19 protein-coding genes and 1 other annotated feature are annotated in these 21,231 nt (G+C 43.6%); of the genes, 13 read left to right on the top strand and 6 right to left on the bottom strand.

Annotated elements, in window-relative coordinates; all coding sequences use genetic code 11:
* The first annotated feature begins 33 nt into the window (after positions 1 to 33).
* Positions 34 to 1,119: a M42 family metallopeptidase gene (locus UP17_RS18030; protein WP_061464337.1), complete on the top strand. Its 1,086-nt coding sequence runs from the start codon at positions 34 to 36 to the stop codon at positions 1,117 to 1,119.
* A gap of 60 nt (positions 1,120 to 1,179) precedes the next feature.
* Here UP17_RS18030 and UP17_RS18025 read toward each other — a convergent pair whose 3' ends face one another.
* From UP17_RS18025 to UP17_RS18010, 4 genes are all read right to left on the bottom strand, one after another.
* Positions 1,180 to 1,884: a LutC/YkgG family protein gene (locus tag UP17_RS18025; RefSeq protein WP_208857074.1), complete on the bottom strand. Its 705-nt coding sequence runs from the start codon at positions 1,882 to 1,884 to the stop codon at positions 1,180 to 1,182.
* Positions 1,878 to 3,308, bottom strand: a complete 1,431-nt coding sequence (locus UP17_RS18020) for a LutB/LldF family L-lactate oxidation iron-sulfur protein (RefSeq protein ID WP_061464335.1) — start codon at positions 3,306 to 3,308, stop codon at positions 1,878 to 1,880. The genes UP17_RS18025 and UP17_RS18020 overlap by 7 nt, the downstream gene beginning before the upstream one ends.
* Positions 3,309 to 3,330: 22 nt before the next feature.
* Entirely contained in the window at positions 3,331 to 4,047 is a 717-nt protein-coding gene (locus UP17_RS18015) for a (Fe-S)-binding protein (protein WP_061464334.1), read from the bottom strand.
* A 177-nt stretch (positions 4,048 to 4,224) separates the two neighbouring features.
* Positions 4,225 to 4,956, bottom strand: a complete 732-nt coding sequence (locus UP17_RS18010; protein ID WP_061464333.1) for a FadR/GntR family transcriptional regulator — start codon at positions 4,954 to 4,956, stop codon at positions 4,225 to 4,227.
* Positions 4,957 to 5,209: 253 nt separating this feature from the next.
* Here UP17_RS18010 and UP17_RS18005 point away from each other — a divergent pair, with 253 nt between their 5' ends.
* The 7 genes from UP17_RS18005 (at position 5,210) to UP17_RS17975 (ending at position 13,790) form a co-directional block, all read left to right on the top strand.
* Positions 5,210 to 6,901 (top strand): L-lactate permease, encoded by a 1,692-nt coding sequence (locus UP17_RS18005; protein ID WP_061464332.1) that lies wholly within the window; start codon positions 5,210 to 5,212, stop codon positions 6,899 to 6,901.
* 67 nt (positions 6,902 to 6,968) lie between these two features.
* Complete coding sequence (locus UP17_RS18000; RefSeq protein ID WP_061464331.1) at positions 6,969 to 8,081, top strand: PucR family transcriptional regulator; 1,113 nt, start codon at positions 6,969 to 6,971, stop codon at positions 8,079 to 8,081.
* 116 nt (positions 8,082 to 8,197) lie between these two features.
* On the top strand, positions 8,198 to 9,610 hold the full coding sequence (gene glcD, locus UP17_RS17995; RefSeq protein WP_061464330.1) for a glycolate oxidase subunit GlcD: 1,413 nt from the start codon (positions 8,198 to 8,200) through the stop codon (positions 9,608 to 9,610).
* Complete coding sequence (locus tag UP17_RS17990) at positions 9,607 to 10,932, top strand: (Fe-S)-binding protein (protein ID WP_061464329.1); 1,326 nt, start codon at positions 9,607 to 9,609, stop codon at positions 10,930 to 10,932. Before glcD ends, UP17_RS17990 begins: the two co-directional genes overlap by 4 nt.
* Positions 10,933 to 11,177: 245 nt before the next feature.
* Positions 11,178 to 12,107 (top strand): YsnF/AvaK domain-containing protein, encoded by a 930-nt coding sequence (locus UP17_RS17985; RefSeq protein ID WP_061464328.1) that lies wholly within the window; start codon positions 11,178 to 11,180, stop codon positions 12,105 to 12,107.
* 182 nt (positions 12,108 to 12,289) lie between these two features.
* Positions 12,290 to 13,072 (top strand): YflT domain-containing protein, encoded by a 783-nt coding sequence (locus tag UP17_RS17980; protein ID WP_061464327.1) that lies wholly within the window; start codon positions 12,290 to 12,292, stop codon positions 13,070 to 13,072.
* Positions 13,073 to 13,397: 325 nt separating this feature from the next.
* The gene (locus UP17_RS17975; RefSeq protein ID WP_061464326.1) at positions 13,398 to 13,790 is read left to right on the top strand and encodes a general stress protein; all 393 of its coding nucleotides are present in this window, start codon (positions 13,398 to 13,400) and stop codon (positions 13,788 to 13,790) included.
* A gap of 6 nt (positions 13,791 to 13,796) precedes the next feature.
* On the opposite strand, the gene sspI is transcribed toward UP17_RS17975, so the two are convergent.
* Complete coding sequence (gene sspI, locus UP17_RS17970) at positions 13,797 to 14,006, bottom strand: small acid-soluble spore protein SspI (RefSeq protein ID WP_061464325.1); 210 nt, start codon at positions 14,004 to 14,006, stop codon at positions 13,797 to 13,799.
* A gap of 122 nt (positions 14,007 to 14,128) precedes the next feature.
* Here sspI and UP17_RS17965 point away from each other — a divergent pair, with 122 nt between their 5' ends.
* From UP17_RS17965 to pheT, 3 genes are all read left to right on the top strand, one after another.
* A complete protein-coding gene (locus UP17_RS17965) occupies positions 14,129 to 14,887 on the top strand; it encodes a TrmH family RNA methyltransferase (RefSeq protein ID WP_061464324.1) in 759 nt (252 codons plus the stop codon).
* A 43-nt stretch (positions 14,888 to 14,930) separates the two neighbouring features.
* Positions 14,931 to 15,170: a binding site (T-box leader), on the top strand.
* A gap of 58 nt (positions 15,171 to 15,228) precedes the next feature.
* Positions 15,229 to 16,269: a phenylalanine--tRNA ligase subunit alpha gene (gene pheS, locus UP17_RS17960; RefSeq protein WP_061464323.1), complete on the top strand. Its 1,041-nt coding sequence runs from the start codon at positions 15,229 to 15,231 to the stop codon at positions 16,267 to 16,269.
* A 28-nt stretch (positions 16,270 to 16,297) separates the two neighbouring features.
* A complete protein-coding gene (gene pheT / locus UP17_RS17955) occupies positions 16,298 to 18,712 on the top strand; it encodes a phenylalanine--tRNA ligase subunit beta (RefSeq protein WP_061464322.1) in 2,415 nt (804 codons plus the stop codon).
* A gap of 368 nt (positions 18,713 to 19,080) precedes the next feature.
* On the opposite strand, the gene rnhC is transcribed toward pheT, so the two are convergent.
* A complete protein-coding gene (gene rnhC / locus UP17_RS17950; RefSeq protein WP_061464321.1) occupies positions 19,081 to 20,040 on the bottom strand; it encodes a ribonuclease HIII in 960 nt (319 codons plus the stop codon).
* Positions 20,041 to 20,212: 172 nt separating this feature from the next.
* Here rnhC and zapA point away from each other — a divergent pair, with 172 nt between their 5' ends.
* Positions 20,213 to 20,473: a cell division protein ZapA gene (gene zapA / locus UP17_RS17945; RefSeq protein ID WP_048678967.1), complete on the top strand. Its 261-nt coding sequence runs from the start codon at positions 20,213 to 20,215 to the stop codon at positions 20,471 to 20,473.
* Positions 20,474 to 20,477: 4 nt separating this feature from the next.
* Entirely contained in the window at positions 20,478 to 21,023 is a 546-nt protein-coding gene (locus UP17_RS17940) for a CvpA family protein (protein ID WP_061464320.1), read from the top strand.
* The last annotated feature ends 208 nt before the right edge of the window (positions 21,024 to 21,231 follow it).

The raw sequence follows: 21,231 nt of genomic DNA, 5'->3' as shown, positions 1-21,231 counted from the left end.
TTCTTATAATGTAATTAATAGGGAGGTAAAAGCATGGTTCAATTAGATGAAACGTTAAGAATGCTGCGGGATTTAACGGATGCTAAGGGCATTGCAGGAAATGAAAGTGAAGTAAGAAAAGTGATGACCGAATACATAACACCATTTGCTGATGAAATATCGACAGATGGCCTGGGAAGTTTGATTGCGAAGAAAACGGGAGATGCAAAAGGTCCGAAAATCGTCGTTACGGGGCATATGGACGAAGTCGGTTTCATGATTACCCAAATTGATGATAAAGGATTTTTGCGTTTTCAGCCGGTAGGAGGCTGGTGGTCACAGGTCATGCTGGCCCAACGCGTGACGATCGTTACAAGTAAAGGTGATGTAACTGGAATTATCGGTTCCAAGCCGCCACATATCCTGTCAGCGGAGGCGAGGAAAAAGCCGATTGATATTAAGGATATGTTTATTGATATTGGTGCAGCAAGCAAAGAAGAAGTTAGCGAATGGGGTGTGAAGCCAGGGGATATGGTTGTGCCATATTTTGAATTCACGGTCATGAATAATGAAAAGATGCTGCTTGCCAAAGCCTGGGACAATCGAATTGGCTGTGCAATTGCCATTGATGTGCTTAAACAGCTGAAAGATAGCGACCATCCTAATGTAGTTTATGGAATTGGAGCGGTGCAAGAAGAGGTCGGCCTGCGTGGTTCTAAAACATCCACATTCAAAATTCAGCCGGATATCGGTTTTGCCGTCGATGTCGGCATAGCTGGTGATACACCGGGGGTATCCGAAAAAGAAGCGATGAGTAAGATGGGGGAAGGCCCGCAAATCGTCATCTATGATTCATCGATGGTGGCACATAAGGGATTACGCGATTTCGTCACCGACACGGCTGATGAAATGAATATTCCTTATCAATATGAATCGATTCCAGGTGGTGGGACGGATGCCGGCTCCATCCATTTGACGGCAAATGGAGTACCTGCTCTGGCGATCACGATTGCCACACGCTACATTCATTCACACGCAGCAATGCTTCACAGGGATGATTATGAGAATGCCGTTAAGCTCATTGTCGAAGTGATCAAACGCCTGGACCGTGAAGCGGTAGATCGGATCATTTACGAGTAAGATAGTGAAATATGAAAATGGAGAGGGCCTAATTAGGTCCTCTCCATTTTTTCCTCATTTCTATTTATCTTCGACGATTATATAGACCGCTTTGATTGGCCCATGGACGCCGACGACAAGATCCATTTCGATATCGGCGGAATTGCTCGGTCCTGTTATGAAATTAATGCAGGAAGGAACGATTTCGCCCCGGGTTACTTTCGAACGAATGGCCGCCGCAGCCTGGGTCATTCGCGGAACGATAGTGCTTTTTGGAATGATGGAAACATGGCAGGAAGGAAGGAAGCTGATGGAACGGCCGTGGTACTTGTCGCTGAACAAGACGACGGTCGCTGATTCAGCTAGTGTCATTTCACTGAATGTGATTCCAATGTTAGCACTCTCGGCTTTCTCGATATTTTCTTTCCCTGCTTGGTGATCCCATACATGGACATCTTTTTCCTTTAAGATACCCTCTAACTTATAGGCAGAAAATCGATCGTCCTTAGGGATGATCAAGGGGCCATTTCCAAGTTCCTCGATCACCTGTTTTAAACAGTGCAGCACTTGCTTGGAGTCGGTAAGGTGAAACTGAGTATGTACCCGTTTACATTGCTCCTCCAATTCCGCGACAAGATCATTTGGTGTCGCATGTTTCAAAACTTCTTTTTGGGGGGCATGTTTCCATACGGGAACGGAAATGCCTTCCGTAATAGGAACCCTTCCCAGGTTTTTGGCTATATTGTTTAAAAATGTCCCTTCATTGTGGATGGTTCCATTCATGATGGTTTCCCTCCTGTTTCCCGATTTTTGAACCAGTCCCGAAAGCTCTCTTTCCCTGGAGCAGGGAACTCGCGGCTTTCTGTCCAAGTTTTGAGTGGTCCCGGTCCTTTTGAGATGATATCCCCAGTTTTAAAAGGAGACATCGCTGATGGGGCCATTTTGGAACCGAACTTATAAAGCATAGGCGAGGCCGCACCGATTCCGAAAGCCTTCATGGCCATCTTTTCTGTAAATGGCGCCATTTTTTCCTTTTCAACGATGACTTCACGATGCTTCCTCAGTAAATCGTGAAGAGGGATCTTTACCGGGCAGGCATCAGTACAGGCAGCACAAAGAGTTGAGGCATACGGCAGCTCCTTGAAATCATCATACCCTCCGAGTAAGGGTGAAAGCACAGCACCGATTGGTCCAGGATATATTGAACCATATGAATGGCCGCCAACCTGGCGATAGACCGGGCATACATTTATACAGGCAGCACAGCGAATGCATTGAAGAACGGATTGAAATTCAGTTCCTAAAATGGAGGAACGTCCATTATCTACGATCACAAGGTGGAATTCCTCAGGTCCGTCTACATCGCCTTCATCACGCGGACCGGTAAGTGCGGTGATGTAACTGGTCAATCTTTGACCGACAGCGCTTCTTGTCAATAAACTGACAAGGACTTCGAATTCATCGAATGTAGGCACAAGCCGTTCCATTCCCATCACGGTGATTTGCGTTTTTGGAAGGGCAGTGACCAAATCGGCGTTTCCTTCATTCGTCACCAAACCGATCGAGCCCGTTTCCGCAATCGCAAAGTTGCAGCCGGTAATTCCCACATCGGCGTTTAAGAAATCTTTCCGGAGAATGCCCCGGACATGGGCGGTTAGCTCTTCCGGTTTTTCAGTTTGCGTATACGCAAGCTTCTCTTTGAAAACATCTCTTATCTGTTCTTTATTTTTATGGAGAGCAGGTGCCACGATATGGGAAGGGGGATCATGATCATCCACTTGTAAAATGTATTCACCAAGGTCCGTTTCAACGACATCGAGGCCAACTGCTTCCAAAGTTGCATTCAAATTGATCTCTTCCGTGACCATCGATTTGGATTTCACGACTTTTTTGGCATTCTTCTTTACAATGACATCTTTGATGTACCCGCTTGCTTCCTCAGCCGTTTCAGCGAAGAAGACATGACCGCCCCTTTTCGAAACGTTTTCTGCAAGCTGGTGCAAATAGAAATCAAGGTTGCTGAGCACATGCTGCCGGATTTCTTCCCCAAGGGAACGCCAATCCTCCCAGCTTCCCAATTCATCAACGGCCGTCAGCCGCCGTCCGTGTAATCGTTCTTGGGCACTCGAAACGGCCAAACGCATAAAATCATTATGTATTCCTTCATCCACCCGGTCTTTAAACTTGGCAGAGCTGGTTTTCAAAGCCATCGTCTTTCCCTCCTCGCTTTCTTTAAATACTATTCAGGACTTCCGCAATATGGAGCACTTTCACCGGTTGCCCCTTCCTTTGGATCCGTCCACCGATATTCATCAAACATCCTGCATCCCCGCCTATTAAAATATCTGCCCCGGTATCTTCAATATTGCAGACTTTTTCCTCCACCATTTGCCCGGAAATGTCACCCATCTTAACTGAAAAGGTTCCCCCGAATCCGCAGCAATTTTGAGCATCTGGCAGAGGTGTCATTTCCAGTCCCTTAACATGGCTTAACAAAATGAAAGGTGCCTCCTTAACCTTAAGCAGCCGTGTCATATGGCATGAAGTATGATAAGTGGCCTTTCCCTTAAGGGTCGCCCCGACATCGGTCACTTTTAAGACATCCACGATGAATTGGGTCAATTCATATGTTTTATCCGCTAATGAGGCTGCTTTCTTTTCCCATTCGGCCTCGCCTTTGAAAAGGACTGGATACTCTTTGAACATCGCTGCACAGGAACCGGAAGGGGTTACGATATATTCAGCATCGGCAAACGTTTTAATCATCTTCTTCATAGCTTCCTTCGAATCCTTCGTATACCCGCTATTATATGCCGGCTGTCCACAGCATATCTGGGATTCCGGAAAATCGATCTCACAGCCTAATCTCTCGAGTAGCTCCACTGTTGCCTTACCGACATTGGATTGAAACAAATCAACTAAACATGTTGCAAAGAGAGTAACTTTCAATCTGAACTCCTCCTTTTTCGAATAGGTTGACAGGTCATCTGATGACTGAAAAATAGAAAAAGGAAATGGTTAAGAGAATAAACCAATTTCCAATATTTAAATGTAGTAATCATTTTCAAAGTAATATATCAATTTTATCTTTGTTTGTATAGAGTATTTTTGAAATTTTTAAGAAGATTAACTATTCTTTTGCTGTTTTTTTTGGATGACCCGGTTCAGTGATTCCTCGACGCTTTGAAGGTGAAACAGCATGGCATTGCGGGCTCCAGCTTCATCTTGAGCCACGATTGCATCATAGACCCGCGCATGCTGCTGATAAAGCTGCTTAAGTGTCATCTCTTCGGAATAAAGCGCAACCCGACGGATATCACGCATCTTTTCCGTCATTAATTCTGAAACGTGGTTCATCAATGTAATCAGCAGCTCATTTTGTGAAGCGTTTGCCACTGCAACATGGAAGGCAATATCCGCTTTATCACTAAGTTCTTCATCGTCGGATACCTGTTCCATATCAAAAAGCCTTTCCTTGAGTTCGATAAGGTCTTCTTCCGATCTTTTCTTCGCTGCCACTTCTGCTGTCCCAGACTCAAGGATTTTTCTAACTTCCAGCAAATGCTTGATATTATCTTGATCCATCAAAAGGGCAGCAGACAAGGGATGGTTCATGATGGTAGGGTCGAAGGTTTTAACGAATGTCCCTTCACCTTGTTTTATTTCAATGAGTCCCATTGAATTTAATGCACTTAATGCTTCACGGATGGCCGGACGCCCGACTTGGAAATTTTCCGCAAGCTGCTGAATGGAATCCAATTGTTCACCTGGTTTCAGATTACCAGACCGAATCATTTCATAAAGTTCATCGCTGACTTCTTCATAAATTTTTTTCGGCTTTATTTTTTTATACACCAAGTAGTAGCACCTCTATTTTCTATGAGTTTCTCTGGTTAATATTATATAACACAAATGATCTTGCACACTTCCAGAAGGTTAAAAATTAGCAAAAAATAAAAAAAATCTTGATTTTATATTTTTAATCATTTAATTTTAATGAATACTCATCAAGTCATCAGATGACTTTGAATATTCGCATATGTAAGGGGTTTCAACTCGCGGTTGATTTCTGAAAATTTTAAAAAATCTATAGAGAATGGAGTCGAAATGAATGACATGGACACAAAACTTTACGCCGATCACCGATAATTTAGTTTTATCATCTATTGCCGCACTCATCCCAATTCTTTACTTTTTCTGGGCACTTACCATCAAACGGATGAAAGGCTACTTTGCTGGTATAACGACGTTGCTTTTAGCTCTTGCAGTGGCAGTATTGATATATGGAATGCCTGCAGGAAAAGCAGTGATGTCTGCTTCACAAGGAGCGGTATATGGGCTGCTCCCAATCGGATGGATAATCATCACTTCAGTATTTTTGTACAAAATGACTGTTAGAAGCGGACAATTCAATATTATTCGCTCTTCGGTGCTTTCGCTTACCGAAGACCGCCGCCTTCAGGCTTTATTGGTGGCATTTTCTTTCGGGGCCTTTTTGGAAGGTGCCGCAGGATTTGGAGCACCTGTCGCCATTTCAGCCGCGCTTTTGGTTGGTCTCGGTTTTAACCCGCTATATGCAGCCGGGCTTTGTTTAATTGCGAACACCGCTCCGGTAGCGTTCGGGGCGGTTGGCATACCGATCATCGCCATGGAAGGCCCAACTGGCATAGCTGCCATGGAAATTTCAAAAATGGTCGGCCGTCAATTGCCATTCCTTTCGGCTTTCATCCCGCTTTATCTCATTTTGATAATGACAGGGTGGAAAAGGTCGCTCGAAGTCTTGCCAGCCATTTTGGTTTCTGGATTTTCCTTTGCCATCACCCAATACTTAAGTTCAAATTTCCTTGGGCCTGAATTACCGGACATCCTTTCTGCGTTAGTGTCACTATTTGCATTAGCGATCTTCCTTAAATTCTGGAAACCTAAAACGATCTTTCGCTTTGCATCCGAGGAAACGGCAGCAGCTGTCGAACAATTGGACGACACAGCCGAAGCGGAAACAAAGTACACGAAATGGCAGATATTCCATGCTTGGTCACCGTTCCTTCTGTTAACGGCTTTCATCACGATTTGGGGGATGAACCCAATTAAGCCGGCGCTCTCAGGGCATTATGAAGGCACCAATGTGTTGCTTGGCGGAATCAATGAAATCGGAAAACTATTAACCTTCCAAATCGAAGTGCCAGGTCTGCATAATGAAATAATAGGAAACAATGGACTGCCAATCGCCGCTTTTTATAAAATAGAACTGCTTGGAGCAGCCGGGACCGCCATTTTGCTGGCTGCCATCGTTACGAAGTTCATAGCACAAATGTCAGCAAAAGATTTTTCGAGCACCTTTGCCGAAGCGATGAATGAGTTGGCGAAACCGATTTTGATGATTTCTTCCGTTGTGGCTTTTGCCTACGTAACGAATGCTTCAGGCATGTCGACTACACTAGGGATGACCCTGGCAAAATCGGGGGATTTGTTTCCGTTCTTTGCCCCGGTTCTAGGCTGGCTGGGTGTGTTCATTACCGGGTCGGATACATCAGCCAATCTCTTATTTGGCAGTCTTCAGAAAGTCACCGCTCTTAAAGTGGGGATGGAACCGGTCCTGGCGCTTGCGGCAAACTCATCCGGAGGGGTCACCGGAAAGATGATTTCACCCCAATCGATAGCGATTGCTTGTGCTGCCGTTGGATTGGCGGGCAGGGAATCTGAATTATTGAGATTCACGCTCAAGCATAGTTTATTCTTATTACTGCTTATTTGTGTGATCACCTTCTTGCAAAATGGCGTCCTTTCCTGGATGATTCCATAAGTATGAGGCTCCCTTTTGGGAGCCTCGAAATATTTTCCAAGCTCATTCAAAAAAAGGAGGAAATCTAATGCAATTGGCAGCTGTGGCAGAAAAATTGGTTCATGAGGTCCGGAAGCTGATTGATGAGGAAATCATCATTATTGATCATGCTGGCACGATTATCGCAAGCACCGATAGCAGCCGTATTGGATCTTACCATGAAGGAGCCATCCACGCTTTCAACAATCGTGAAAAATTGATCATCAATAAACAGGATGAACGAAGTTGGAAAGGAGTGAAAGCAGGAATAAATCTACCCATTTTCTTCAACCAGGAAGCCGTTTGTGTAATTGGAATTACGGGAGACCCCAAACATGTTTCCCCCTATGCAGAACTTTTAAAAAAGATGACGGAGATGTTCATTCAGGAAAGCTATCACATCGAACAAGTAGAATCCCAATCACGGCTGATGGAATTCTTTGTATTTGAATGGCATCAGCTGCAGCTGTTCAATGAGCCATTCCTTCAGAAGGCTAAGTTGCTTGGGGTCGATGTTCATGCAGACCGAATCATCACCATAGGTGAATTTAAGACTGAAAAAATCATCGAACCCCATGTGTGGAAAACGCTACAGATATACATAGGTCAGCAGCATCCCAAGGACATCGTTGTCCGTTGGGGGAGGAATCAATTCGTCATTCTTTCAATAGCCGATTTTATCGGTTCAAAAATCCAACAATTAAAGAAATTAAGTAAACTGCAAAGAAAACTGGAAGAGAGTTCGGGTTATAAAGTGTGTGCAGGGGTTAGTTCGCGTACACCGGGATCCGCATTCAGGCAAGCATTTTTTAAAGCGGAACGTTCCTTGAAAATTGCGTTTCCTTCATCGGGAATTATATTTGACGAGGACTTGAAGCTTGAGATCCTGCTTGATGAAGTTACGACTGAAACAAGACAGGAATATTTATCCCGGACGATACAGGATTTGCTTCCTAATGAGGAGCTGCTTAAAACCCTTTCCATGTATTTTGCATGTGATCTATCTTTGAAAGAAACCGCTGCAGCCCTACATATCCATATCAATACCCTCCATTACAGGCTCAAACGCATAAAGGATTTGACCCAACTCAATCCTAGGAAGCTAGCCGATTTAGTCATTATGTATCTATCCTTAAGAGTATTGGATAAACATCCAAATTAATTCTATGTAAATCTGTAAACTCTATATGTTCATACATAGAAGGTTGAATGTTTTTTTTCTTATACTTAAATCATATAAAAATATTGAATTCCATTTTATTTATGAGGGGGATATACATGTTAACAAAGCAGGTTAAGCATCTACTTCTTGCCATCGTTGGCCAGGAAAATTACGATGACTCGAAAGTGGAATGCCTTGTCTATTCATATGATGCAACGCCAGGGTTTCAAGCGATGCCGGATGCTGTCATTAAACCGGGCTGCACAGCTGAAGTCGCAGCCATCGTCAAGGTTTGCAACGAATACAGTGTTCCAATCATCCCACGCGGATCTGGGACGAATTTGAGCGGAGGCACCTGCCCGACAGAGGGGGGGCTTGTCCTATTGTTCAATCGGATGAATTCATTACTTGAAATAGATGGAGAAAACCTAACGGCAACCGTACAACCTGGGCTCATCACATTGGACTTGATTTCTGCAGTTGAAGAGAGGGGCTTGTTTTATCCGCCCGATCCAAGCTCGATGAAAATCTCCACGATTGGCGGCAATATTAATGAGAACTCTGGTGGACTGCGAGGGTTAAAGTATGGAGTCACCCGTGATTATGTCATCGGGCTTGAAGTGGTCCTTCCGAATGGGGACATCATTCGAACAGGGGGCAAGCTTGCCAAAGATGTAGCTGGATATGATTTAACGAAGCTTTTTGTCGGCTCAGAGGGGACCTTGGGCATCGTTACGGAGGCGATCTTAAAGCTGATCCCAATCCCGGAAATGACAAAGACCATGCTTGCCTTATATCAAGACCTGGATGCTGCAGCTCAGTCAGTGGCCAAGATCATTTCCAATAAAATCATTCCTGTTACATTGGAATTTCTTGATCGGCCGACTTTGATCGTGGTTGAAGACTTCGCGAAAATCGGTTTGCCCACCAATGTGGAAGCCGTCCTGCTGATTGAACAGGATGGTCCTCCTGAAGTGGTGGAACGTGATATGAAAAGGATGGCCGATATTTGTCTAGAGGAAAAGGCGGTTTCCGTGGAAATTGCCGAAACGGAATCTGACGCTGTTGCCTTGAAGACCGCAAGACGGACAGCCCTTTCTGCACTGGCACGCCTCAAGCCGACGACCATATTGGAAGATGCTACCGTTCCCCGGTCGGAAATTGCCAAAATGGTTAGAGCGATTAATGAAATTGCCAGCAAGCATAACGTGAACATTTGCACTTTCGGTCATGCTGGGGATGGGAACCTGCATCCAACGTGCATTACCGACGCTCGTGATCATGATGAAATGGAGAGAGTGGAGCAAGCTTTTGCCGACATTTTTGCCGTGGCTATCGACCTTGGCGGGACGATCACCGGTGAACATGGTGTGGGAGCGATGAAGGCACCTTATCTTGAATGGAAGCTGAAGAAAGAAGGGATTGCCGCCATGAGAGCGATTAAACAAGCTTTCGATCCCAATAACATCATGAATCCCGGTAAAGTATTTGCCAAGGAAAGCAGGAAAAGGGTGGTGGTATCTTCATGACGACGGCTCAGGAAAGGGAGACCATTGCCATTCAATTCGCGGAAAAAATGGATGAAGATGAATTGTTGAATTGCATGCGCTGCGGCTTTTGCTTACCCCATTGTCCGACATACATTGAATCGGGGTTGAAGGAATCCCATTCACCAAGGGGCAGGATTGCAATTATGAAAGCGGTTGCGGATGGTGTGATTGGGCCGGATAGGGATGTAGAGCGTTCTTTGAGTCTTTGCCTCGGCTGCAGGGCTTGTGAGCCTGTCTGTCCATCTGGAGTGAAATATGGACATCTTCTTGAAGAAGCAAGGGATATCATCCATCAGAATAAAAAACACAGTCTCCCTGTAAAAACGATTCGTAAAGCCGTTTTTAGTGGATTATTCCCGCATCAGGAGCGAATGCAAGCCATGACGGGATTGCTTGGCTTCTATCAGAGATCAGGCCTGCAATACCTGGCTCGTAAAATGGGGGTCCTGAACATGCTTCCAGATAATTTGGCTACCATGGAAAAAGTGCTGCCAAAAGTCCCGAAAAAATCAGCGATGAAAAATAGGCCAACTGAGCTGCCTGCAATCGGAACTGCACTCAAAAAGGTGGCTTTCTTTTCCGGCTGTTTGATGGATACAATGTTTTTGGAAACGAACAAGGCCACACTAAAGCTTCTTCAGCTGGCTGGATGTGAAATCGTGATTCCGAAATCACAGGCCTGTTGCGGGGCGCTTCATGGGCACAGTGGTGAAAAAGAGGGGGCAAAGCAACTGGCCAAGCGTAATATTGAAGCTTTTGAAACGGACGAAGTGGATTATATTATTACGAATGCCGGCGGCTGTGGAGCTTTTCTCATAGATTATGATCACTTGCTCCAAGATGAACCCGAATGGCATGACCGGGCAATGGCATTTAAAAATAAGCTGAAAGATATCAGCGAGATCCTTGTTGATTTGCGTTTTCAGGAAAAAGTTCGACTGAAACTGCCAGATCAATCAGTAACTTTTCAGGATTCCTGTCACTTAAGGAATGTGATGAATACCTCTTTGGCTCCGCGAATTCTCCTTCAATCGATAGAAGGAATCGATTTCAGGGAAATGAAGGATGCGGATCGCTGCTGCGGCTCGGCAGGGATTTATAATATTGTTGAATCAGAGATGTCCATGAATATTCTCGACTCTAAAATGGTGCACGCTAAATCGACAAAAGCCGATATTGTTGTCACGGCAAACCCTGGCTGTCTGTTACAAATGCAATTGGGGATCGAGAGGGAAAATTTGGGGGCATGTACGAAAGCGGTCCATATTGTGGACCTGCTTATGGAGGCAGCTGATCTATAAAGCTTTCAAAGTGGTATATGAAAATAGTGACATAGCAGAATTTGGTTAAACATTACATTTTAAAAAATGGGGAAACCTTTGTAAAACCTGGATTTTATTTGAAAAAATGTTCTATGCTGAGAACAAAATGTAAATGATATAACATAAATGAAATATTGATTTCTCGTTTACTTAGGTATATGGGGGGTAGAGTTTATATATAGCATCCACTAAACCAGTCAACAAAACCTAAGGAGGAATATTAAATGAATAAAACAGTATATGGAGTATATGAATCAAATGCAGAAGTGATCCAAGCAATCAATATACTAAAGGCCAAGGGGTTTGAAGGTGACGATATTACGGTCGTCGCAGACAAGGCAGAAACATTGGATTTTACGAACCATCAACGCGAAACTGATGTTCATACAATGACGAATGTTCCTAACGACGAATCATTTATGGACAAGGTGGCACGCTTCTTCATGCCGGAAGATACGGCAGACCTTTCAACAAGATTGGCGAACGCAGGTCTTTCGAATAGTGAAGCTGCTGAACATGTCTTTGATGTAGAAAACGGAAAAGTCCTGGTTCTTGTCGATGAAAGTGAAGGCCGCCTTGGAACGGCAAGGGATAAATTCACGACTGGAACAACGGACACTGCCCGTACAAGGCTGGATACAAACTCTGCCAACCCTCTTTACAACGGTACCGAAAAAGCCGATGCATTAAATAAAGAAGATGTATATGGAGTGAACGGGCAAGGCCGTGAATTGCCTGAAGATGAAAGGACGCTTCGACTCAGGGAAGAACAGCTGAACATTGACAAAGAAAGAGTTCAGACAGGCGAAGTGGTCATTAATAAAGAAGTCAATGAACAGCATAAAACGATTAATGTCCCTGTTGAACACGAAGAATTGACAGTCGAGCATAGATCAGTTTCAGGACGTGAAGCGAATCAGGAAACTGGAAGCATTGGAGATGGGGAAACATTACGTATCCCCGTTGTTGAAGAAAAATTGGAAGTTTCGAAAAAACCGGTTGTCACAGATGAAATCGTCATCAAGAAACATGCCGTACAAGAAACGGAACAAGTTCAGGATACCCTTAAAAAGGAAGATATCCAGCTTGATAGTACAGATGAATCGGTCGTAAATGAAAAAAAGGCAACTGAACGAAAAATCGACCGCTTCTAAGAGTTAAGTAAAGGGCCTGCAGTTTTTAAACTGCAGGTTTCTTTTTGATTTTAAAGCCTGGCTAAAGGTTCGAACTTAGGGGAGGCAAACCTTTGAATGAGCCATTTTTTGTTTAAATGACGCCCATCAGGGTATAAATACACATAAGAAGGAATATCGGAATGATCAGAGGAGGAAGATGCATGGAAAAAACATTATATGGTGTTTTTAATACGGAAAAAGAAGTAATCCAGGCTATACAATCCCTCCAGGAAAAAGGGGTTCATGAAAGTGAAATAACTGTAATGGCTGATAAGAAAGAAGATTTGGATTTTTTCAATGAAAAGCCGGGTCCGGATGTTGATGTCGTTACGAACTCTAATGAGGATTCCTTCATTGATAAGATGAAGCACTTTTTCCTGAACGTGGGTTCAGAAGATATAAGGAACCGATTAGGTGACTTAGGGCTTTCCGATAGTGAAGCCACCGATTATATAAATGAAGTGGAGGCCGGGAAATTCCTGATTCTTTTAGATGAATCGAAAACCGTATCACAACGAGATGGCGAAACTTCCAAAGGCATGAAGGATGCCGACGGATTATCTGAAGTGAATCCGCTTAAAACAGGGGTGGTGAACAATCCGGACCCGAACCTTTTTCCTGAAACAACAGCGAATGCATATCAAACAAGGGAAGTAGAAGCACAGCCAGGAAGAAACGAGGAACTCCACGGAAATTCTACTAACATCTTTGAAAAGGAAGAGCTGGATACGAAGCAAGCCCAAGAATGGGAAATCAGTGGGAACTCCATCGGAAAATATAAGGAGCAAAAGCAGGCGGACCATTTAGGGAAATTAGCAAGCAACCCCAATGGGGACGCTAAAAAAGCTTTGGATGCTCAAGGAGCACTGGATCGGACCGGGCAGCAGGAGAAAGGCTTGATGGATGAATACATCAAAAATCGAATTAACACAGATAATCTGTAAGACCCGAAATAACAGCCTGCGCAAGGCTGTTATTTCAGTTTGTAGACAAAAGGGGATCTATCTAAATTTCAAAACAAAGTTGATTGGAACGGGTGTGTGAGACTCCTGCGGGAAAAGCGAGTGCCTGGAGGCAGCGTTCAAATTGTCTACAGCCTGCACAAGGCTTAATTTTTTTAGGATTGCGAAAAAACCCTTTAGGCAAGGGGTTTCCTCGTTCATTAGTTAGGAATCCCCAATGGACTATTTGCTTGTTTATTGATAAAGCCGCAAGGTATAATGACATAGGAATTTTATTTTAAGTAGAGTAACAAGGAGGGGGAGAAACATGGAAAAAAACGTATATGGTGTTTTTGACTCTAATCCGGAATTACTTGCTGCAATTCAGGACTTAAAAGCTAAAGGCGTGACTGGCAACCAAATGACAGTAGCAGCTGATATAAAAAACGATGTGCAGCTTGGAAATGAACATACGGATATACTGATCATCGCCAATCAGGATAAGGAGGACACTTTTTTTTTGAGAATCTTCCACTACTTCACAGATGAAGGATCTGGAGATTTACGCAGCTTTTTCACGAAATACGGCTACTCTTTTGCTGAGACAAAAACGATGCTTGAAGAAGTGAACGGAAAAAAGTTCATCTTGCTGCTTGATGAGGAAGTCTCCATCGAAGAACTGAAAGCCGGCAAAGCGAAATCAAAAAATAACAGCCTTTGAAGGCTGTTATTTTTTTAATCCTGCTTCAAGGGCAGTGATCATTTCCTGTTTTTCCTGTTCAGATGAATTTTGCCAGATGACCTCGAATAGTACTCCCAATCCAGGAAGCATTTTTTCCTCGCCATTCTGTATGGCATCGACAATCGTGTCTTCTAGCTGATCTTGCGAATTTCCAGATACATTTTGGATGATCGCATTACGTAGGTTTAAATTCACAATTATTCCTCCTCTAACACATAATGACTGACATTAATAGCATTTCACAAACTGGCATGCAATATGTATGTGAATTGCGTTATAATAGGAAAATCAGTGTGAAGTTAAAGGAGCGTTTACCCTTGAAATATATTGAATCCATAAAAAACCCGCAAGTGAAGCAATGGAAAAAGCTATTGACGAAAAAAGAACGCGATAAAACAGGCAAATATTTAGTCGAGGGTTTTCACCTAGTTGAAGAAGCCTTAAAAGAAGAAATCGTCCTGGAAGTGATCGTAAATGAAGAAACTGAAATGCCTGGCCATTTTAAGCTGGAAGGAACAGAAGTCATTTATGTGAAAAGTGATATTATGAAAGCGATTTGCGATACCGAAGCCCCACAGGGAATTGCAGCGGTTTGTGAACAGAAATTAACGAACATGACGTCCATTAATCCGGATAAACTATTGTTGATCGATGCCGTACAAGATCCGGGGAATATTGGAACGATGATCAGGACAGCGGATGCGGCAGGAATCGATGCGGTCATTCTTGGCGAAGGATGTGCCGACTTGTATAATCCCAAAGTGGTCCGTTCGACGCAAGGGAGCCTATTCCATATGCCTGTCATTAAAGGGAACCTTTCAGAGATCATCGATGAGCTGAAGCAAATCGGCACACCTGTTTATGGCACGGCATTGGAAGGCGCATCCCCATTTGACGAAGTGGAAAAGTCTTCTCGTTTTGCCCTGCTGGTCGGCAATGAAGGTCAAGGAGTGTCTAAGGAATTACTAAAGAAAACGACTAAAAACCTTTATATCCCCATCTACGGAAAAAGCGAATCACTGAATGTGGGGATCGCTGCAGGGATTTTAATGTACCATTTACGAAAATCGATTTGAAACGGCCGTGGAATTATAATATAATAAAACAGAATTTTATATTGAAACAACGATGACAAAGAGTAGTAGCTTAAGTTATCCATATCCAGGGAAAAAATGCCTTGACTGAAAGCATTTTTATGGCACCTTAAGGGAATTCACCTTTCGAGTTGGCATTGGGAAGACATATTGTCCGAAAAATGTTCCGGTGAAGAGCCGTTATTTTTAATGAAGTGAGTGCAGAAGTTTATTTGTTCGTGCACTAATAAGGGTGGTACCGCGATACATAGACCTCGTCCCTTTAGGGATTGGGTTTTTTTTGTGTTCATTTTTACAACAGGAAAATAAAGGAGGAAGACATGATGCAGGAACGTTTACTAGAACTGCAGGAAGAAGCGTTGCAAAAAGTTGCCGCCGCTTCCGAATTAAAAGAACTGAATGAAGTCCGTGTTGCTTATTTAGGGAAAAAAGGGCCAATCACTGAGGTATTGCGCGGCATGGGTAAATTATCAGCCGAAGAACGTCCGAAGATTGGGGCACTAGCCAATGATGTTCGGGAAGCGATTGCAACAAAGATCGAGGAGAAACAAAAAGCACTTGAAACTGCGGCAATCAATGCAAAGCTGGCAACTGAAACGATTGACGTCACACTCCCAGGACGTCCGGTTAACAAGGGGAATCTTCACCCATTAACACGTGTCGTGGAAGAAATCGAAGACTTATTCATCGGAATGGGTTATACCGTTGCAGAAGGTCCCGAAGTTGAAAGCGACTACTACAACTTCGAGGCACTTAACTTGCCAAAAAGCCATCCGGCACGTGATATGCAGGACTCATTCTATATCACGGATGAAATCCTGATGCGTACGCACACTTCACCTGTTCAAGCTAGAACGATGGAAAAACATAAAGGTCAAGGTCCTGTTAAAATCATCTGCCCAGGAAAAGTATATCGCCGTGATAACGATGATGCGACACACTCCCATCAATTCCAGCAAATTGAGGGCTTGGTCATCGATGAGAACATCAGCATGAGCGACCTGAAAGGGACGCTTGATGTATTTGCGAAAAAAGTATTTGGGCAAGACCGTGAAATCCGACTTCGTCCAAGTTTCTTCCCATTTACGGAGCCTTCTGTCGAAGTGGATATTTCTTGTAAAATCTGTGGTGGTAAAGGCTGCAGCGTTTGTAAACAAACAGGCTGGATCGAAGTGCTTGGCGGCGGGATCGTTCATCCGAACGTCCTTGAAATGGCTGGCTTCGATTCCAAGAAATACTCGGGATTCGCATTTGGAATTGGCGTGGAACGGATTGCCATGTTGAAATACGGTGTGGATGATATTCGTCACTTCTATACGAATGATGTCCGATTCTTAAAACAATTCAACCATCACGAAGCATAAATTTTTATTTTAAAAAGGAGGACCTACCATGTTTGTGTCATATAAATGGTTACAAGATTATGTTGACCTTTCAGGCATCAATGCGACGGAACTAGCTGACAAAATCACGAAAAGCGGCATTGAGGTTGAAGGGGTAGAAAAAAAGAGTGAAGGGCTTAAAGGAGTCGTCATCGGGCATGTCATTGAACGTGAACAGCATCCAAATGCGGATAAATTGAATAAATGCCAAGTTGATATCGGTGCCGAAAACCCCGTCCAGATCATCTGTGGAGCACCGAATGTCGATAAAGGCCAAAAAGTCGCAGTCGCTACCGTTGGCGCAGTCCTTCCAGGTAATTTCAAAATCAAAAAAGCGAAACTTCGCGGAGAAGAATCGCACGGGATGATTTGCTCGCTTCAAGAATTGGGCTTCGAATCCAAGCTTGTGTCAAAGGACTATGCAACAGGTATCTTCGTCTTCCCTAATGATGTGGAAGTAGGGAAAGATGCATTGGAAGAACTTGGTTTAAGTGATGAAGTGCTGGAACTTGGGCTGACTCCAAATCGTTCTGACGCATTGAGTATGCTTGGTGTTGCATACGAAGTGGGTGCCATCCTAGGCCGGGAAGTGAAATGGCCGGTTGTCGAGAAAGAAGAGGCAGCTGAAAAAGCATCTGATAATATCAGTGTCAAAGTGGAAGCGAAAGAAGATAACCCGATATACATTGCTAAAATCATCAAAGATGTTAAGGTCGGACCCTCACCACTTTGGATGCAGACTCGGTTAATGTCTGCAGGTATCCGACCTCATAATAATGTGGTCGATATCACGAACTACATTTTACTTGAATATGGTCAACCGCTACATGCCTTTGATTATGACCGCTTTGGTTCAAAGGAAATCGTCATCCGCAGAGCGAAGGATGCTGAAAAAATCGTAACATTGGATGAAGCGGAACGGACTTTGACGCCTGACCATTTAGTGATCACAAATGGCAGCGAGCCTGTTGCGATTGCTGGTGTGATGGGCGGAGCGGATTCCGAAGTGAAAAATGATACAACGAACATCATTATTGAAAGTGCATATTTTGCAGGTACAGTAGTTCGTAAAGCTTCAAAAGACCACGGCTTGCGCAGTGAAGCAAGTGCCCGTTTTGAAAAAGGCGTCGATCCGGCCCGTGTTCGTGAAGCTGGAGAACGTGCCGCACAGTTGATTGCACAATATGCTGGCGGAACAGTCTTACAAGGAACGGCTGAAGTTGACGAATTGACAATGGAACCAGCGGTCATTAGCATCACACTGGAAAAAATCAACACACTTCTTGGAACAAGCATGAGCGTAACTGAAGTGGAGTCGATCTTCAAACGCCTGCAATTCGGCGTGGAACTTGACAATGAAACGTTCACAATCACTGTCCCTACGCGCCGTGGCGATATTACAATTGAAGCTGATTTAGTTGAAGAGGCTGCACGTTTATACGGATATGATAACATTCCAGCTACGCTGCCGATCGGTTCTGCTACTCCAGGCCAATTGACTGACTATCAAATTAAACGGCGGAAAGCACGTCGTACCCTTGAAGGCGCAGGCCTTTATCAAGCGGTGACCTATTCACTTACAAGCCAGGAAAAAGCGTCCCAATTCGCATTGGAAGCAAGAGAATCCATTCGTTTAGCAATGCCGATGAGTGAAGAACGAAGCCAATTGCGTTTGAGCATCGTACCTCAATTGCTGGAAGTCGTGAAATATAACAATGCCCGCCAAATTGATTCACTGGCACTGTATGAAATCGGTTCGGTATTCTTTAAGCAGGACGAACAAGAACTGCCTGAAGAAAAAGAACATATTGCAGGAGCCATCACTGGCCTATGGGAATCGCATCTATGGCAAGGTGAAAAAAAACCAGTGGATTTCTTTGTAGCCAAAGGCGTGATCGAAGCATTATTCGATACACTGGGATTAGCTGATCAAATCAGTTATCGCCAAGCGGAAATTAACGACATGCATCCAGGACGGACAGCAGAAGTACTGTTGAATGGTGATGTGATTGGCTTTATCGGCCAAGTGCACCCAACTGTCCAAAAAGACTTGGATATTAAAGAAACATACATTTTCGAACTTTCCTTAAAAGCATTGGCCGAAGCCGAAGTCGCGCCGATTGCATACCAAACCATTCCGCGCTATCCATCAACTACACGCGATATCGCGCTCGTTGTGGATCAAGCTACGAAAGCCGGGGACATTCAGAATATTATTGAAGAAGCCGGTGGCAAACTGCTGAAAGAAGTAAGCATCTTCGACTTATACGAAGGTGAAAGAATGGAGGAAGGCAAGAAATCCATTGCCTACTCACTGAAATACTTCGACCCGGAACGGACGCTAACGGACGAAGATATTACAAAAGCACATGAAAAAGTGCTTGAAGCCGTTAAAGAAAAAGCTGGCGCAGAACTTAGAGGATAAAACCAAAAAGACAGCTCCCTGAATCTTGGGAAGCTGTCTTTTTATGAACTCACGAGTAAAGCGTGTGAACTCACGAGTAAATGGTGTAAATTCACGAGTAAAGCGTGTGAATTCACGAGTAAATGGTGTGAATTCACGAGTAAAGCGTGTGAACTCACGAGTAAATGGTGTAAATTCACGAGTAAAGCATGCGAATTCACGAGTAAAGCGTGTGAACTCACGAGTAAAGCGTGTGAATCACGAGTAAATGGTGTAAATTCACGAGTAAAGCGTGTGAACTCACGAGTAAATGGTGTAAATTCACGAGTAAGACATGTGAATTTACGAGTAAAACGTGTTTTTCATCAATAAAAAAAGCGGCTGTTCCCTTATTTATGATATTTTTGTTGATATAATCGCTTCGCTTTTTCTGTATTGGCGAAGTGGATTTTCGTGAATTCGTTCAATGAATCGATTCCTTTTTCATGAATCAATCTTGCAGCTGCTTCATCGACTGCAAAGCCGGCACCTTTAGGGATTTTGAATCCGGCTTTTTCACTCAGCAAATCAAAGCGTTTGACGAATGCATATCGGGCCAGGATGGAAGCGGCTGCCACTCCTAGGTGTATGCCTTCCGCTTTTGTGCATAAATAGGTGGCATTAGCTTGAAATAGTTCTTGGCCTTTTAGGTAATTGAAAAATACATCTGGTTGAGCGAATTGATCAATAAGGACCGCTTCCGCCTGTTCCGGGTGCATTTTTTGCATGAGATGCTTGATTGCTTGGTTATGGAGGAGGGCCTTCATTTTTCCTTGTGACATTCCCTTTGCCTGCAGCGTATTATATTTCGGGTTGTCGCATGTGAGCAGACTGAATGGCACCACATCCTTAATCTGTTTGGCAATTTCGATAATCTGTGGATCTTTCAGGTTTTTGGAATCCTGGACACCAAGTTCCTTCAATAGGGCGAGTTGCTCCTTTTTTGCATATACGGCTACAACGGTGATGGGACCGAAATAATCTCCTGTTCCTACTTCATCGGAACCAATCACTGACATGGTTCCGATATTTGCAGGTGGTGAATATCGATGGACGTTGACTGATGAGGATGATGCCGTTTTTTTCTTTGGAGCCGCAGCGGTGGTACCTTGTTGCCATTTTACCGCTTCTATTTCGGCATTCTTACCTTGAAAGAGTACTTTGCCGGATTTATAGGCGGTCACCGTACATAACGGCGGTTTGGCGGAAAAGATGCTCCCTGGCGGCAGTTTGGCGGCTAAGGATGAAGAATAATGGGACTTCATCACCTTTATTTGTTCAGGGCTGATAAGTAAAACAACATGGGACATAATGGGTAAACTCCTAACATCATTTTATTTTTCAGGTAATTTTCATCCTAGAGTCGTTTTCATCTGACAAATTATTGCAGTTTTTATGCGAGAAATGACGCTGTACTATCTTTCGTGACGAAAAACTTCATGATATGATAGAATTAGGATTGTTTAGATTGGGGGCATCATTTTGTCAGACGATAAACGAAATAAAACAACAGTTGATATATACGGTCAACCATACACAATCGTCGGTACAGAAAGCGCAAGTCATATGCGCCTGGTCGCTTCGATGGTTGACGAAAAAATGAGAGAGATCAGGATGAAAAATCCATATTTGGATACAAGCAAGCTAGCGGTACTAACGGCCGTGAATACCATCCACGAATATATTAAATTAAAAGATGAACTAGACCAGCTTCAACTGGAATTAAAGAGAGAGAAGGACTGAGTACATGCTTGATTTAGCAATTCTGGCCATTCTTTTAATCGGTTTATTAATCGGTTTAAAGCGTGGCTTCATTTTACAAATGGTTCATATGACAGGGTTTATAGTAGCCTTCATCGTCGCATATGTATTTTACGGAGATCTTGCTCCCAATTTGAAATTGTGGATCCCGTTTCCAACGATGAGTGATTCCTCGACCCTTAATATGTTTTTCGATACAGTCGGGCTTGAAACGGCTTATTACAATGCGATTGCCTTTGCGATCATTTTCTTTGCTGCCAAGATTCTTTGGCAAATGATAGGATCTATGCTCAATTTCATTACCCATCTTCCGATTTTAAAACAGCTGAATCGCTGGGGTGGAGGGATATTGGGTTTTCTCGAAGTCTATCTTATCATGTTTATTATATTATATATAGCTGCCATGCTGCCAATGGATTCCATCCAGAAACCATTAACGGAATCTTTTCTGGCAGAAACGATCGTGAAACACACGCCGTTCCTGTCCGAGCAAGTGAAAGACCTTTGGTTTAATGAATTAAAACAATCTTAATGTCAATATACGAGGGCCTGCCTCCCTTTCTCAAAGTCCTAGATTCCTATACTTTGAACGGGGGAGGCCCCTTTTTATGTATTTGAATGTTATCTCCCTCCAATTTGGTTCGAAAGTTAAGAATCGGACTGCTTGTACTTTACCTCCAAGAAAGGTATCTTTAAGAAAGTAAACATGGGACACCCTACTAATTTTTTCGGCGGTGAAT

The organism is Peribacillus simplex (genome assembly GCF_001578185.1).
Classification (GTDB): Bacteria; Bacillota; Bacilli; order Bacillales; family DSM-1321; genus Peribacillus; species Peribacillus simplex_A.
The sequence above is the reverse complement of the archived record's forward strand: the minus strand, read 5'-3'. Positions and strand labels throughout refer to the sequence as shown.

Bases quoted from the DNA above. Each gene is read 5' to 3' on its own strand.
- UP17_RS17985 (WP_061464328.1), top strand. From the start codon at position 11,178: ATGAATAAAACAGTATATGGAGTATATGAATCAAATGCAGAAGTGATC.
- UP17_RS17975 (WP_061464326.1), top strand. From the start codon at position 13,398: ATGGAAAAAAACGTATATGGTGTTTTTGACTCTAATCCGGAATTACTT.
- glcD (WP_061464330.1), top strand. From the start codon at position 8,198: ATGTTAACAAAGCAGGTTAAGCATCTACTTCTTGCCATCGTTGGCCAG.
- UP17_RS18030 (WP_061464337.1), top strand. From the start codon at position 34: ATGGTTCAATTAGATGAAACGTTAAGAATGCTGCGGGATTTAACGGAT.
- rnhC (WP_061464321.1), bottom strand. From the start codon at position 20,040: ATGTCCCATGTTGTTTTACTTATCAGCCCTGAACAAATAAAGGTGATG.
- UP17_RS17990 (WP_061464329.1), top strand. From the start codon at position 9,607: ATGACGACGGCTCAGGAAAGGGAGACCATTGCCATTCAATTCGCGGAA.
- UP17_RS17980 (WP_061464327.1), top strand. From the start codon at position 12,290: ATGGAAAAAACATTATATGGTGTTTTTAATACGGAAAAAGAAGTAATC.
- UP17_RS18000 (WP_061464331.1), top strand. From the start codon at position 6,969: ATGCAATTGGCAGCTGTGGCAGAAAAATTGGTTCATGAGGTCCGGAAG.
- UP17_RS18020 (WP_061464335.1), bottom strand. From the start codon at position 3,308: ATGGCTTTGAAAACCAGCTCTGCCAAGTTTAAAGACCGGGTGGATGAA.
- UP17_RS17940 (WP_061464320.1), top strand. From the start codon at position 20,478: ATGCTTGATTTAGCAATTCTGGCCATTCTTTTAATCGGTTTATTAATC.
- pheT (WP_061464322.1), top strand. From the start codon at position 16,298: ATGTTTGTGTCATATAAATGGTTACAAGATTATGTTGACCTTTCAGGC.
- UP17_RS18005 (WP_061464332.1), top strand. From the start codon at position 5,210: ATGACATGGACACAAAACTTTACGCCGATCACCGATAATTTAGTTTTA.
- pheS (WP_061464323.1), top strand. From the start codon at position 15,229: ATGCAGGAACGTTTACTAGAACTGCAGGAAGAAGCGTTGCAAAAAGTT.